We start from the raw sequence: 13,620 nt of genomic DNA, 5'->3' as shown, positions 1-13,620 counted from the left end.
GGAGTCCCCATGAACCCGAACACCCAGACCGCCGCGGAGGCCACCTCCACGCCGGTCGAAGCGCACCCCAGAGCCTTCGAACCGATCACCCTCGTCATCACCGTCCTGATGTCGGTCCTCGGGGCCCTGATCGGCATCGTGCTGATCACCTCGCTCGGCGTGTCCCCCAACACCGCCGTGATCGGCGCCCTGGTGGCCATGCTGATCGGGCGCATCCCGGTCGGTGTGCTGGCCCGGATGCGCTCCCAGCACCGGCAGAACCTGGTGCAGTCGGCGATCTCCGGCTCCACCTTCGCCGCGGCCAACTCCCTGCTCACCCCGATCGCAGTGCCCTTCGCCCTGGGCCGTACCGACCTGGTGTGGCCCATGCTGGGCGGCGCCGTCATCGGGCTGGCCGTCGACAGCTGGGTGCTGTACCGGGTGTTCGACTCCAAGCTGCTGCCCGCCACCGGCTCCTGGCCCGCGGGCATCGCCGCGGCCGAGACCATCAAGGCCGGGGACACCGGCGGGCGCAAGGCCGCGGTCCTCGGCTTGGGCGCGGTCGTCGGCCTGGTGGGCGCGCTGTTCAAGTTCCCCACCAGCGCTGCGGGCGTCGGCTTTCTGGGCAACATCTGGGCGCTCGCGATGTTCGGCGTCGGGCTGGCCGTCGGCCAGTACGCCCCGGACTTCGGCTTCGACCTCGGCGCCGAGCGGGTGCCGCACGGCCTGATGGTCGGCGCCGGTCTCGTCGCGCTGGTCCAGGCGCTGCTGCTGATGCGTACCCGAAAGGAGCGTGGCGACGGCCAGGCGTCCCATGACGACGTTTCGGATGACGACGAGCGTACGGTCCAGGCCCCGCAGCTGCGCCGCGGCCTGCTGGAAGGCATGGGGCTCTTCGTATGCGGCGCGATCGTGGTCGCCATCGCCGGCGGAGTGGTCGGCCGGCTGTCCGTCCCCGCCCTGGTCGGCTGGGTGGCGCTGGCCGGGATCGCCGCCATCGTGCATCAGCTCATCGTGGGCCTCGCGGCGATGCACTCCGGGTGGTTCCCGGCCTTCGCCGTCACCCTGATCTTCCTGATCATCGGCCTGGTCCTGCACATCCCCACCGTGCCGCTCGCACTGATGGTGGGCTACACCGCCTCCACCGGCCCTGCCTTCGCCGACCTCGGCTACGACTTCAAGGCCGGCTGGCTGCTGCGGCGGAACGCCGTGCCGTGGCAGCCCTTCGAGATCGAGGGGCGGCGCCAGCAGTACCTCGCCCAGCTCGTCGGTTTCGGCGTCGCGCTCGTCGTGGTCGCCATCGCCTGGAAGTCGTTCTTCTCGGACGGGCGGGTGCCGCCGGTGTCCGAGGTGTACGTGGCCACCATCAAGGGTGGCCTCGAACCCGGCACCATGACGACCATGCTGCTGTGGGCGATCCCCGGAGCGCTCATCCAGTTCCTCGGCGGGCCGTCCCGGCAAATGGGTGTTCTGCTGGCCACCGGGTTGTTGGTGGCCACGCCCGACGCCGGGTGGATGGTGCTGGGTGCCCTGGCCATCCGCCAGGCGTACACCATGTGGCGCCGCCGCGGGCTGACCGACCCCGAGGCGCGCAAGGAGTCCGATGAGCAGTCGGAGAACGATCTGTCGCTCGTGGGCGCCGGGCTGGTAGCCGGGAGCTCGCTGAACGACGTGGGTCAGCTGACCAAGGCCCTGTGACCGCGATGACCGCGTGTCCGCCGCGATGTGTGAATCTGCCGCGATCCCTATGCCCGATGGCGCGCGTCCCGTCCCCGAACTCATCAAGGAGCCACCACCCGTGACCACCCCGGCCCTCGGCCTCGTCACCATCGGCCAGGCCCCGCGCTCCGATCTGCGGCCGGACGCCGAACCGCTGCTGCCGGGCGTGCGCCTGGTGGAACACGGCGCGCTCGACGGCGAACGGTTCGACGGCCCTGCCGAGCGGGAGACCCGTCGGCTGCTGGCCCCCGAGCCCGGTGAGGCGCCGCTGGTGACCCGGCTGCGCGACGGCGGCTCGGTCGTGCTCGGCCATACGGCGCTGGTCCCGCGCATCGAGCGGGCCGTGGCCCGAGCGGAGCAGGACGGTGCCGCCGCGACGCTGCTGCTGTGCACCGGCCACTTTCCCGCCGTACGGGCGAACCGGCCGCTGCTGTTCGCCGAACCCCTGGCGCTGCACGCGGTCGCGGCCGCCGTCGGCCCCGACCCGGTCGGTATCGTCTGCCCGCACCCGGATCAGGCCGAGGACGCGGTCCGCCGCTGGTCCGACGTACTGCCCGGCGGTGTTCTCGCCGCCTCCGCCAATCCGTACGCACCACCGGAGCGGGCCCTGGACGAGGTGGCGGCCGCCGCGCGAACCCTCGCCCAGGGCGGCAGCTCCTGGATCGTCCTGGACTGCATCGGCTACACCGAGCGGATGCGGGAGGCCGCGGTCCGCGCCGTCGGCCGCCCGGTCCTCCTGGCCAGGGCCATCGCGATCCGCATGGCGGGGGAGGTGGTGGCGGCCTTCGGCCACTCCGCCCAGGCGCCCGGAGCCCGGCCCGGGAACGGCTCATGATCTCGCACATCGGCGTGATCCGCGTCCTCACCAGCGATGACGCCCTGGCCGTGGCGGCCCACGGCAGGGTCATCGAGGAGCGGTACGGCATTCCGGCCGTCTCCCGCTGCATCCCCGGGCAGCCGCACGGCATCCACGACGACGAGTCGGAGCGCCGCGCCGAACCGAAGATCGTCGCGCTGGCCCGCGAACTGGCCGCCGACGGGGCAGCGGCCCTGGTCATCAGCTGCGCCGCCGACCCGGCGCTTGAGCGCACCCGCGAGGCGGTCGACGTGCCGGTGATCGGCGCGGGTTCGGCGGCCGCCGCCGTGGCGCTGGGCCTTGGCAGCCGTGTCGGCGTGCTGGGCATCAGGGACCAGGCGCCACCCGCCGTGCGCGCGGTCCTCGGTGAGCGCTTCGCGGGCGCCGCACGGCCTCGGGGAGTGCACCGTACGACGGACCTGCTGGCCCCCGAGGGCCCCGCGGCGGTGCTGGAGACCGCCGCAGGGCTGGTCGAGGCGGGCGCGGACACCCTGCTGCTGGCCTGCACCGGTCTGAACACGATCGGGATCCGCCCGCTGCTGGAGGACCGGCTCGGGGTGCCGGTCGTGGACCCGGTGCTCGGCGCCGGGCTGATGGCCTCGTACGGGCGTCTCTAACTGTGCAAACGGGCCAGGAGCGGGGCGGCCATGTGCCGGTGGTCCGAAGGCATCGAGACAAGGCTGAGGTCCGAAGGGAGGCGACTCCAGCCAGGAGACAAAGCGCTCCCCAGCCGTCTGCGTCGGGCGATCGGGTGGCTGAGAGACAGGTCGTGGTGGCTGAGAGACAGGTCGTGGTGGCTGAGGGACAGGCCGTGGTGGCTGCGACACAGGTCGCGGTGGCCGCCCCGACATCTGATCGTCTTGCTCGGTACCCATCCGCGCTCCCCATGGACCGAACGCCAGAACCTGGCCGACCGGGCTGATGCGCCAAAACCACCATACGGGCCCAACTTCCCGCTGCCCCCGGTGTTGCCGCTCCCGGCGCCGCCGCTGGGGACGACGTCGGCTGAGCCCCGGACGCACTCACCTGACTGGATTCCGGATCCACGGAGGTCAAACCAGACTCTCCCGCCACGCCTGGTGCAGCGCCGCGAACCGGCCCTCGCCCGCGATCAGCCGCTCCGGCGAACCGTCCTCGACGATCCGGCCGTCCGCCATCACCAGCACCCGGTCGGCGATCTCCACCGTCGACAGGCGGTGCGCGATGACGACGGCGGTGCGGCCGCGCAGCACCGTGTGCATGGCGCGCTGCACCGCGCGCTCGCCCGGGATGTCGAGCGAGGAGGTCGCCTCGTCGAGGATCAGTACGGACGGGTCCGCGAGCAGCGCCCGGGCGAAGGCCACCAACTGTCGCTGGCCCGCGGAGATCCGCCCGCCGCGTTTGCGCACATCCGTGTCGTAGCCGTCGGGCAGAGCGGCGATGAAGTCGTGCGCGCCGATGGCCTTGGCGGCGTGCTCGATTTCGGCTCGGGTGGCGTCGGGGCGGCCGATGGCGATGTTGTCGGCGACCGTGCCAGAGAAGAGGAACGCCTCCTGGGTGACCATCACCACGCCGCGGCGCAGCTCAGGCGTGGACAGTTCGCGCAGGTCCACGCCGTCGAGCAGGATCCGGCCGTCGGTGGGGTCGTAGAAGCGGGCGAGGAGTTTGGCGAGGGTGGACTTGCCCGCGCCGGTCGCGCCCACCACGGCCACGGTCTGCCCGGCCGGCAGCGTGAGGTCGAAGCGGGGCAGCACCTCGCCGCCCGTACGGTAGGCGAAGCGCACGCCGTCGAAGATCACTTCGCGGCCGGGCAGTTCTGAGGAGCGGGGCGGCAGCGGCTTGGGGTCGGCGGGCTCGGCCACGGAGGGCCGCTGGGTGAGCAGACCGGCGATCTTCTCCAGCGACGCGGCGGCGGACTGGTACGAGTTCAGGAACATCCCCAGGCGGTCGATGGGGTCGTAGAGCCTGCGCAGATAGAGCGCGGCCGCGGCCAGCACGCCCAGCGCCAGGTCTCCGGAGGCCACCCGGTAGGCGCCCCACAGGACGATCACGGCCACCGCCGCGTTGGCCACCAGCCGGGAGCCGACCACATAGCGGGCCATCTCCAGGATCGCGTCCCCGTTCACCCGCTCATGGCGGTGGTTGAGCTCGTGGAAGTCCGCGTCGTTGACCCGCTCGCGGCGGAACGCCTGCACCGGCCGGATGCCGTTCATGGTCTCGGTGAACTTGACGATGACCGCGGCGATGGCCGTGGACCGCTTGCGGTAGACGAGCATGGAACGCCGCTGGAAGCGGCGGACCAGCAGATACAGCGGCCAGAAGGAGAGCACGGCCGCGCCGCCCAGGCCCCAGTCCAGATAGAGCAGCGTCACGGAGATGTAGACGCCGGAGAGCGCGACGCCCAGCAGCTCCTCCAGCCCCTCGTTGAGCAGTTCGCGCAGCGACTCGACGTCCGTGGTGGCGCGCGAGATCAGCCGGCCGGAGGTGTAGCGCTCATGGAAGTCGACGCTGAGCGCCTGCGCATGGCGGAAGATCCTGCCCCGCAGATCGAGCAGCACGTCCTGGCTGATCCGGGCCGAGGTGCGGATGAAGGCGTACTGGAGCGCCCCGGAGGCGAGCGCGCAGCCGAGGTAGGCGACGGCGACCGCGATGAGGGGGCCGTGGCCGCCGTCGCGGAAGGCGGGTACGGCGGTGTCGATGGCGTACGCGACGAGCAGCGGGCCGGCCTGCACCGCGGCCTGCTGGAGGAGGAGCAGTACGGCCGCCACCCAGACCCGGCCGCGGCGCGGGGAGAGCAGCGAGCGCAGCAGCGTGAGGGAGGCGCCCTTGGGGGCGGGCAGCACATCCCGGTCGAAGGGGTCGCCGTCCGGCGCCGCCCCGGGCTTGTCCGCGGTCCCTGGCCTGTCCGCGGCTTCTTCTGCGTTGGTGCCGGTGCCGGTGCCGGTGCCGGTGCCGGTGCCGGTAGCGGTCTGGGTCATCGGGCCTCCTCCCGCTCGATACCGGACATCAGCGACCGGTACTCCGCGCTGTCGCCCAGCAGTTGGTGGTGGGTGCCGACCGCGGCGATCCGCCCGCCGGAGAGCAGCGCGACGCGGTCGGCGAGCAGCACGGTGGACGGGCGGTGGGCGACCACCAGCGCCGTCGTCGTCGCCAGCACCTGGCGCAGCGCGGCCTCCACCAGGGCCTCGGTGTGCACGTCCAGCGCGGACAGTGGATCGTCGAGGACGAGGAACCGAGGCTGTCCGACGACGGCCCGCGCCAGGGCGAGCCGCTGGCGCTGACCGCCCGACAGGCTCAGCCCCTGCTCGCCGACCTGGGTGTCGGCGCCCTGCGGCAGGGCGTGTACGAAGTCGGCCTGGGCCACCTGAAGCGCCCGTACGAGATCGGCCTCGGCCGCCCCGGCCGCGCCCATCAGAACGTTCTCCCCCGCCGTCGCGGAGAACAGCGTGGGCTCCTCGAACGCGACGGCGACCAGCTCGCGCAGCTCGTCCCGGGGGAGGGCGGTGATGTCCCGGCCGTCGAGGGTGATCCGGCCGCGCGTCGGCTCGTGGAGGCGCGGCACCAGGGCGGTGAGGGTGGTCTTGCCCGAGCCGGTCGCTCCGACCAGGGCCATCGTCTCGCCGGAGCGGATGTGCAGATCGACCCCGGCCAGTACGGGCGCGGCGTCCGGCGGCGCGTCCGCGTACCGGAACTCCAGGCCCTCGAAGCGCAGCCCGTCGTGGGGTGTGGTGGTGCGCAGGGCGTCGGCGCGGGGGGCCGCAGACTGCTGCTCCGCCGTCGGCTCGTCCATCACCTCGAAGAACCGGTCCGTCGCCGTCGCCGCGTCCTGGCTCATCGCCAGCAGGAAGCCCAGCGACTCCACCGGCCAGCGCAGCGTCAGTGCCGTGGAGAGGAAGGCGACGAGCGTGCCGGCCGACAGATCGCCGTCGGCGACCTGCACCGTGCCGAGGACCAGGGCCGCGCCGATCGCCAGCTCGGGCAGCGTCATGATCAGTGCCCAGATCGTGGCCAGCAGGCCCGCCTTGTGCAGCTCCGTCGAGCGGACCCGCTCCGTCAGCGCCCGGAAGGCGCGCGCCTGGCTGCGGTGGCGCCCGAAGCCCTTGACGATACGGATGCCGAGGACGCCCTCCTCGACGACCGTGGTCAGATCGCCCGTCTGGTCCTGGACGGTGCGGGCGACGACCGCGTAGCGCGTCTCGAAGACGGAGCACAGGATGATCAGCGGAATGGCCGGGAGCAGTAGGACCAGCCCCAGCGTCCACTGCTGCGCGAGCAGGATGGCGAACCCGACGAGGACCGTGACCCCGTTGACCACCAGGAAGGTGAGCGGGAACGCGAGGAACATCCGCAGCAGCATCAGGTCGGTCGTCGCGCGTGAGAGCAGCTGCCCGGACGCCCAGCGGTCGTGGAAGGAGACCGGCAGCCGCTGTAGATGTTGGTACAGGGCGGCGCGCATCGAGGCCTCCACGAAGGCCAGCGGCCGGGCCACCAGCCAGCGCCGCACCCCGAACAGCCCCGCCTCCGCGACGCCGAGCCCCAGCAGCAGGGCGCCGCCCAGCCACACCCCGCCCGGCTCCCGGTCGGCCACCGGGCCGTCCACCAGCCACTTGAGCACAAGCGGGATGACCAGGCCCATACAGGAGGCGACGGCCGCGACGCCGGCCGCCATCAAGAAGCGCGTTTTGACGGGCCGCACATAGGGCCACAGGCGCGACAGCGAGCGCGTGGCCGAGCGCCCGCGCCCCGCCCCCTTCCCCCGCCCCGTCGTATGCCCGTCCCCGTTATGCCCGTCCCCGGTCGTATGCCCGCGCCCCGCCGTAAGCTCGCGCCCTGCCGTATGCCCGCGCTCGGCGGCCTCGTTCGCCGGGGCGCTCTCCGGTGTCCTTCTCGGTTCCTTCTCCGGTTCCCTGAGTCGTTCATTTGTGGCAGCCATCACCTGCCGAGGTTACGGTCCGGCACTGACAGCGCTCACTCGGTTTTCCGGTCCTCCTCCATGGCCGTGACGGCGCGTAGGAGCAGCACCGAGCGCTCGCGCAGCACGATCCGTGAACCGGCGCGATGCCGGGCGTCCGGGGGCGCGTCCTGGTCCTCCCGCGAGGTGTCGACGAGGAGTTCGTACGCGGCCGCCCACGGCTGACCGGGGAGGGTGAAGTCCACCGGCGCGGGGCCCGAGTGCAGCAGCACCAGGAAGCTGTCGTCGGTGACCGGGGCGCCTTGTGCGTCGCGCCGCGCGGTGTCGTGGCCGGACAAGTACAGGCCCACGGCGGCCGTCGGCGCGTACCAGTCCCGCTCGGTCATCTCCGTGCCCGCCGCGGTGAACCAGGCCAGGTCGCGCAGCCCGTCGGGGCCCTGCGCGCGGCCGGAGAAGAAGGCGGGCCGGCGCAGTACGGGGTGATCGCGGCGCAGGTGGATCAGGCGGGCGGTGAGGTCGGTGAGCGCGCGCCAGCCCGGGTCCTCCAGCAGCGTCCAGTCCAGCCAGCCGGCCTCGTTGTCCTGGCAGTACGCGTTGTTGTTGCCGCCCTGGGTGCGGCCCATCTCGTCGCCGGCGACCAGCATCGGCACGCCGGTGGACAGCAGCAGCGTGCTGAGCAGATTGCGCAGCTGGCGGCGGCGCAGCGCCCGTACGGCCGGATCCTCGGTCTCGCCCTCGGCGCCGCAGTTCCAGGAGCGGTTGTCGCCCGTGCCGTCGCGGTTGCCCTCGCCGTTGGCCTCGTTGTGCTTGCGGTCGTAACTGACCAGGTCGCGGAGGGTGAAGCCGTCGTGGGCGGTGATGAAGTTGACCGAGGCGTACGGCCCCCGGCCGCCCCATCCGTACAGGTCGCTGGAGCCGGACAGCCGGGTGCCGAGGTCGCGTAGGTCGGACAGGGCACCGCGCCAGAAGTCGCGTACCGCGTCGCGGTAGCGGTCGTTCCACTCCGACCAGGGCGGGGGGAACGCGCCGACCTGATAGCCGCCGGCGCCCACGTCCCACGGCTCGGCGATCAGCTTGACCCGGCGCAGCACCGGGTCCTGGGCGATCACGGTCAGGAAGGGGGAGAGCATGTCCACGTCGCTCGCGGTGCGGGCGAGGGTGGCGGCGAGGTCGAAGCGGAAGCCGTCCACGCCCATCTCGGTCACCCAGTAGCGCAGCGAGTCCGTGATCAGCCGCAGCACATGGGGGTGCGGCACGTGCAGGGTGTTGCCGCAGCCCGTGTAGTCGGCGTAGCGGCGCGGGTCCTGCTGGAGGCGGTAGTAGGCGCGGTTGTCGATGCCGCGCAGCGAGAACGTGGGCCCCAGCTCGCCGCTCTCCGCGGTGTGGTTGTAGACCACGTCGAGGATCACCTCGATGCCCGCGTCGTGCAGCGCGCGCACCATCCGCCGGAACTCGCCGACCTGCGCACCGCGGGTGCCGGTCGCCGCGTACGCGCCGTGCGGCGCGAAGTAGCCGATGGAGTTGTAACCCCAGTAGTTGCGCAGACCGCGCCGGAGCAGATGGTCCTCGTGCGCGAACTGGTGCACCGGCAGCAGCTCCACGGCCGTCACCCCGAGCCGGGTCAGATGCTCGATCGCGGCCGGATGCGCGAGCCCCGCGTAGGTGCCGCGCAGTTCGGGCGGGACCCCGGGGTGGCGCTTGGTGAAGCCGCGCACATGGAGTTCGTAGATGACGGTGTCGGCCCAGGGGGTCCTCGGGCGCCGGTCGTCGAGCGATTCGTCGAGCGATTCGTCGGGCGGGCCGTCGGGGCTGTCGGGGTTGTCGGGGTTGTCGGGGGCATCGTCGCCGACGACCACGCCCTTGGGGACATACGGAGCCGAGTCGCGGTCGTCGCGCACGGTGTCGGCGATGTGCTGCTGCGGCCAGTCCCGCACATGGCCGTAGACCTCGGACGGCAGCGCCCCGTGCCACGCGCGCGGGATCACCCCCGCACCCCCGAAGTCGCCGTCCACGGCGCGGGCGTACGGGTCGAGCAGCAGCTTGGCCGGGTTCCAGCGGGCGCCGGTCCACGGGTCCCAGCGGCCGTGCACCCGGTAGCCGTACCGCGCCCCGGGGAGCACACCGGGCACGAAGCCGTGCCAGATCTCATGGGTCCGCTCGGTGAGCGGACAGCGGGTCTCGGCCCCGTCGTCGTCGAACAGGCACACCTCCACGCCCTCCGCGCCCTGCGCCCACAGCGCGAAGTTGGTACCGACCACCCCACCGGGCCCGGTCCGCACCCGCGCCCCGAGCGGCTGCGCGCTGCCCGGCCACACCGGGGCGCCCCCGGCCGGCTCGCCGTAAGGGTCGCCGTACGGGGCAGGGAGCAGCGCGGGCGGGGCGGGCGGGCCTGAGTCCGCGCGGCGGCCGTTGTGTAAGCCGTCCCGGTCGTCGCCTCGATCGTCGTCTCGTACGCCGCCTGGTCCGGCGGCCCGCTCGGCATCCCCTCCGATGGCCGCCGCGCCCGTGCGCGGCCTCGGCAGCCCGTTGTGCGCTTTGCCCTGCTCGGCTGCATGCTGCGACACGTAGCGCCTCCGGCGTTCGCGGCTCCGGCCGTCGGGCTTGGACCGGCCGTGGGGCTTGGACCGCGCGGCGTCCCGTGCCGCTGCCGCCCTCTCCTGTTCTGCCCGCGATGGGGCCAACCCTCACGTTTCGCCCGGGGTGCCCGAGGCCAGGGCCCCCACCTGGGACTGAACCGTGACATAGACCGGGAGCCCGCTGTCAGTGGCGTGTGATTTCCTGATCGCAACGCGCGTGCGCGCGACCGAACTCCCCGCCGTCCGGATGGGTATGAGTTCCTGTCGAACGCGCGCGTGCGCGGGACACAGCGGGAGACAGCGGGGGTGCCGCGGGGCGCGGTGCGGGCGGAGGGGAGAGCCGTAGTGGAAGTACAGCCGATATCAGGGGCGTTGAGGGTGCGGGGCCGTAAGGGGCTTCTCGCGCTGCTGACCGGGGGGATGCTGGTGTTCGCGACCGCCTGCGGTGGGGGCGGCGGGTCGGACGACGGGAAGAAGAACGGGAGCGGTGACAAAGGCGGGGGCGGCCGGAAGACCTCGCGCGCCGTCGTGGCGATCACGCCGCGGGACGGGGCGAAGGGCGTCAACACCCATGGGGCGCTCAAGGTGACGTCGGACAAGGGCAAGCTCACCTCCGTCAAGGTCAAGGACCCCAAGGGCAAGGAGATCGACGGGAAGATCACCGAGGACGGCGGCAGCTGGCGGCCCTCCCGGCATCTGAGTTCCGCGACCACCTACACGGTCGACGCCGTCGCCAAGGACTCCCAGGGGCTGACCGCCTCCCGGCACTCCTCCTTCACCACGCTCCGGCCCAAGAAGACCTTTGTCGGGGTCTACACACCGGAGGACGGCTCGAAGGTCGGCGTCGGCATGCCGGTCTCGATCCACTTCACCCGGGGCATCACCGACCCGGGGGCCGTGGAGCGGGGTATCAAGGTCTCGGCCTCCCCGTCGGTGCCCATCGAGGGCCACTGGTTCGGCAACGACCGGCTGGACTTCCGGCCGGAGAAGTACTGGGCGCCGGGCACCAAGGTCACCCTGAGCATGGACCTCGACGGCGTCGAGGGGCGGCCAGGGGTGTACGGCGAGCAGAAGAAGACCGTGAAGTTCACCATCGGCCGCAGCCAGGTCTCCGTGGTCGACGCCAAGAGCAAGAAGATGGTGGTCAAGCGGGACGGCAAGACCATCAAGACCCTCCCCATCACCTCCGGCGCGCCCGGCTACGAGACGTACAACGGCAAGATGGTCATCAGCGAGCGGCTGGCGGTGACCCGGATGAACGGCGCCACGGTTGGTTACGACGGCCAGTACGACATCAAGGACGTGCCCCACGCGATGCGGCTGTCCACCTCGGGCACCTTCATCCACGGCAACTACTGGGCGGGCAAGCCGACCTTCGGCTCGGCGAACGTCAGCCACGGCTGCGTCGGCCTCTTCGACCAGCGGGGCGGCGGCGACAAGTCGACCCCGGCGGCCTGGTTCTTCCGTAACTCGATCATCGGTGACGTGGTCGTGGTGAAGAACTCGCACGACGACACCGTCCAGCCGGACAACGGGCTCAACGGGTGGAACATGTCGTGGGCGAAGTGGAAGGCCGACCAAAAGGGATGACAGGGATGACAGGGAGAGGCGGGGCGTAGGAGGCACGGGGGCACGGGGGCACGGGGAGGCTGTGGGCGGCGTGCTAACGGACGCTAACCTGCGCTCATGACTGTGAACCTCGAGGTCGCCGAGGGCGTCGGCACCATCCGGCTGGACCGTCCGCCCATGAACGCGCTGGACATCGCCACACAGGACCGGCTGCGGGAGCTCGCCGAGGAGGTGACCGGGCGCGACGACGTACGGGCCGTGGTGATCTGGGGCGGCGAGAAGGTGTTCGCGGCCGGCGCGGACATCAAGGAGATGCGGGACATGGACCACGCCGGAATGGTGGCCCGGTCCCGCGCCCTCCAGGACTCCTTCACCGCCGTCGCCCGGATCCCCAAGCCCGTCGTCGCCGCCGTCACCGGTTACGCCCTCGGCGGCGGCTGCGAGCTGGCGCTGTGCGCCGACTACCGGATCGCCGGCGAGAACGCCAAGCTCGGCCAGCCGGAGATCCTGCTCGGTCTGATCCCGGGCGCGGGCGGCACCCAGCGGCTGTCCCGGCTGATCGGCCCGTCCCGCGCCAAGGACCTCATCTTCACGGGCCGTCAGGTCAAGGCCGACGAGGCGCTGGCGCTCGGGCTCGTGGACCGCGTCGTACCGGCGGAGGAGGTCTACGAGCAGGCGCACGCGTGGGCGGCCCGGCTGGCGCGGGGTCCGGCGATCGCGCTGCGCGCGGCCAAGGAAGCGGTGGACGCGGGCCTGGAGACCGATCTGGAGACCGGTCTCGCCATTGAACGCAGCTGGTTCGCGGGGCTGTTCGCCACCGAGGACCGCGAGATCGGGATGCGGAGCTTTGTCGAGGAGGGGCCGGGTAAGGCCAAGTTCCGGTGAGCGGTGGCCCGGGCGGCGGCGGCCGCCGCCGCCCGGGCTTCCGACGGCGTTGCTGTGGGGGGTTCTGCGGGGGGTTCTGCGGGCGTCTCCGCTCGGTGAGCGATGCCCCGTGCGAGCGAATTTGTTTGGCCACTCGCGAGTCCTCGAACAACCCGCTCCGGTACGCTGGGTGATCGCGCAGATGCGCCGTGAGATCGCTGGTCAGGCGGGGTATTTGGGATATCTGGCTGCCTCTGGCATATGTTGGAGCCGGTTTGTGGCGCCTGGGGCCCGGGTGTTCGGAATCCCATGGTTCGGCCCCGGACGGCCAGTCGGGCGGCCATGATGGGGGGCATGGCGGGCTTGGAGGGTATGGAGCAGCCGCAGCGCACCGGTACGGCCGCGGCTCGGCGGGCGCCGGCCATCAATGACGAGTCGGTCGCCAAGGCGGTCGACCTGTTCGGGAACCCCGCGGTCGAGGAGGTGAGGCTGCCCTCCCGCCCGGAGTCGGCGGGCACCGCCCGCCGGCTGGCCGAATGTGTCGTGCTGCGTGACTGGGGCCTGACCCCTCAGCTGGCCGAACACACCGTGCTGCTGGTGTCGGAGTTGGTGGGCAACGCCGTCCGGCACACCGGCGCCCGTACCTTCGGGCTGCGGATGCTGCGGCGGCGTGGCTGGATCCGGGTGGAGGTGCGGGACCCGTCACGCGGTCTGCCGTGTCTGATGCCGGTGGCCGCGCTCGATACGAGCGGGCGGGGGCTGTGGCTGGTGGATCAGCTCGCCCAGCGGTGGGGGGCGGATCTGCTGCCGCGCGGTAAGACGACGTGGTTCGAGATGCGGGTGACCGAGCCCTGAGCGTTCCGGCGGGCCCCTGAGCGCCCCGGCGGGGCGGCGCCTGCTGTATGTCACATGCGGCATATACCGAAGAGGCCCCCACCGCCGGTTCGCGACGATGCGGGACCTCTTGCGGATCCGCCGCGGATGGTGAAAGGGGTGTCATCCGTGGCAGAGGGGTGAACGACCTGGCCCGGGTCGATGGGGGTCGCATGCCTCACTATCGCAGAGGCCGCAGGCCGCGACCAACTCAATCCAAGGTGAGGTGTGACACTTGCCTTGTTAATGGTGGGTATTAGCTGCGGGTTTCCTTTATGGCGTCTTTCCGGCTG

Annotated in this window: 9 protein-coding genes; 6 read left to right on the top strand and 3 right to left on the bottom strand. The window is 72.0% G+C overall.

Features of this window, described 5'->3' with window-relative positions:
• The first annotated feature begins 9 nt into the window (after positions 1–9).
• The 3 genes from ACH4U7_RS31745 to ACH4U7_RS31735 all read left to right on the top strand — a co-directional run bounded on the left by ACH4U7_RS31745 (position 10) and on the right by ACH4U7_RS31735 (position 3,171).
• The gene (locus ACH4U7_RS31745) at positions 10–1,677 is read left to right on the top strand and encodes an OPT family oligopeptide transporter (protein WP_398531214.1); all 1,668 of its coding nucleotides are present in this window, start codon (positions 10–12) and stop codon (positions 1,675–1,677) included.
• Positions 1,678–1,777: 100 nt separating this feature from the next.
• Positions 1,778–2,533 carry an AroM family protein gene (locus ACH4U7_RS31740; RefSeq protein WP_398531213.1) on the top strand — a complete coding sequence of 252 codons (756 nt, stop codon included), beginning with the start codon at positions 1,778–1,780 and terminating at the stop codon, positions 2,531–2,533.
• A complete protein-coding gene (locus ACH4U7_RS31735; protein WP_398531212.1) occupies positions 2,530–3,171 on the top strand; it encodes an aspartate/glutamate racemase family protein in 642 nt (213 codons plus the stop codon). The genes ACH4U7_RS31740 and ACH4U7_RS31735 overlap by 4 nt, the downstream gene beginning before the upstream one ends.
• A gap of 435 nt (positions 3,172–3,606) precedes the next feature.
• Here the strand turns inward: ACH4U7_RS31735 and ACH4U7_RS31730 are convergent, their stop codons facing one another.
• The 3 genes from ACH4U7_RS31730 to glgX form a co-directional block, all read right to left on the bottom strand.
• Positions 3,607–5,511, bottom strand: a complete 1,905-nt coding sequence (locus ACH4U7_RS31730) for an ABC transporter ATP-binding protein (RefSeq protein WP_398531211.1) — start codon at positions 5,509–5,511, stop codon at positions 3,607–3,609.
• Complete coding sequence (locus tag ACH4U7_RS31725; RefSeq protein WP_398531210.1) at positions 5,508–7,205, bottom strand: ABC transporter ATP-binding protein; 1,698 nt, start codon at positions 7,203–7,205, stop codon at positions 5,508–5,510. Before ACH4U7_RS31725 ends, ACH4U7_RS31730 begins: the two co-directional genes overlap by 4 nt.
• 296 nt (positions 7,206–7,501) lie before the next feature.
• Positions 7,502–9,814, bottom strand: coding sequence for a glycogen debranching protein GlgX (gene glgX, locus ACH4U7_RS31720; protein WP_398531337.1), 2,313 nt, complete (start codon positions 9,812–9,814; stop codon positions 7,502–7,504).
• A gap of 552 nt (positions 9,815–10,366) precedes the next feature.
• Here glgX and ACH4U7_RS31715 point away from each other — a divergent pair.
• The 3 genes from ACH4U7_RS31715 (at position 10,367) to ACH4U7_RS31705 (ending at position 13,309) form a co-directional block, all read left to right on the top strand.
• Positions 10,367–11,611, top strand: a complete 1,245-nt coding sequence (locus tag ACH4U7_RS31715; protein ID WP_398531209.1) for an Ig-like domain-containing protein — start codon at positions 10,367–10,369, stop codon at positions 11,609–11,611.
• Between the two features lie 96 nt (positions 11,612–11,707).
• On the top strand, positions 11,708–12,475 hold the full coding sequence (locus ACH4U7_RS31710) for an enoyl-CoA hydratase/isomerase family protein (RefSeq protein ID WP_385615789.1): 768 nt from the start codon (positions 11,708–11,710) through the stop codon (positions 12,473–12,475).
• 333 nt (positions 12,476–12,808) lie between these two features.
• Complete coding sequence (locus tag ACH4U7_RS31705; protein WP_398531208.1) at positions 12,809–13,309, top strand: ATP-binding protein; 501 nt, start codon at positions 12,809–12,811, stop codon at positions 13,307–13,309.
• The last annotated feature ends 311 nt before the right edge of the window (positions 13,310–13,620 follow it).

This window comes from Streptomyces sp. NPDC020845, from assembly GCF_044334165.1.
Lineage (GTDB): Bacteria > Actinomycetota > Actinomycetes > Streptomycetales > Streptomycetaceae > Streptomyces.
Note: the sequence above shows the minus strand (reverse complement) of the source record. Positions and strands in the feature narration are given on the sequence as shown.

Coding starts and splice junctions, on each gene's coding strand:
- ACH4U7_RS31745 (WP_398531214.1), top strand. CDS start 10: ATGAACCCGAACACCCAGACCGCCGCGGAGGCCACCTCCACGCCGGTC.
- ACH4U7_RS31705 (WP_398531208.1), top strand. CDS start 12,809: ATGGCGGGCTTGGAGGGTATGGAGCAGCCGCAGCGCACCGGTACGGCC.
- ACH4U7_RS31735 (WP_398531212.1), top strand. CDS start 2,530: ATGATCTCGCACATCGGCGTGATCCGCGTCCTCACCAGCGATGACGCC.
- ACH4U7_RS31730 (WP_398531211.1), bottom strand. CDS start 5,511: ATGACCCAGACCGCTACCGGCACCGGCACCGGCACCGGCACCGGCACC.
- ACH4U7_RS31710 (WP_385615789.1), top strand. CDS start 11,708: ATGACTGTGAACCTCGAGGTCGCCGAGGGCGTCGGCACCATCCGGCTG.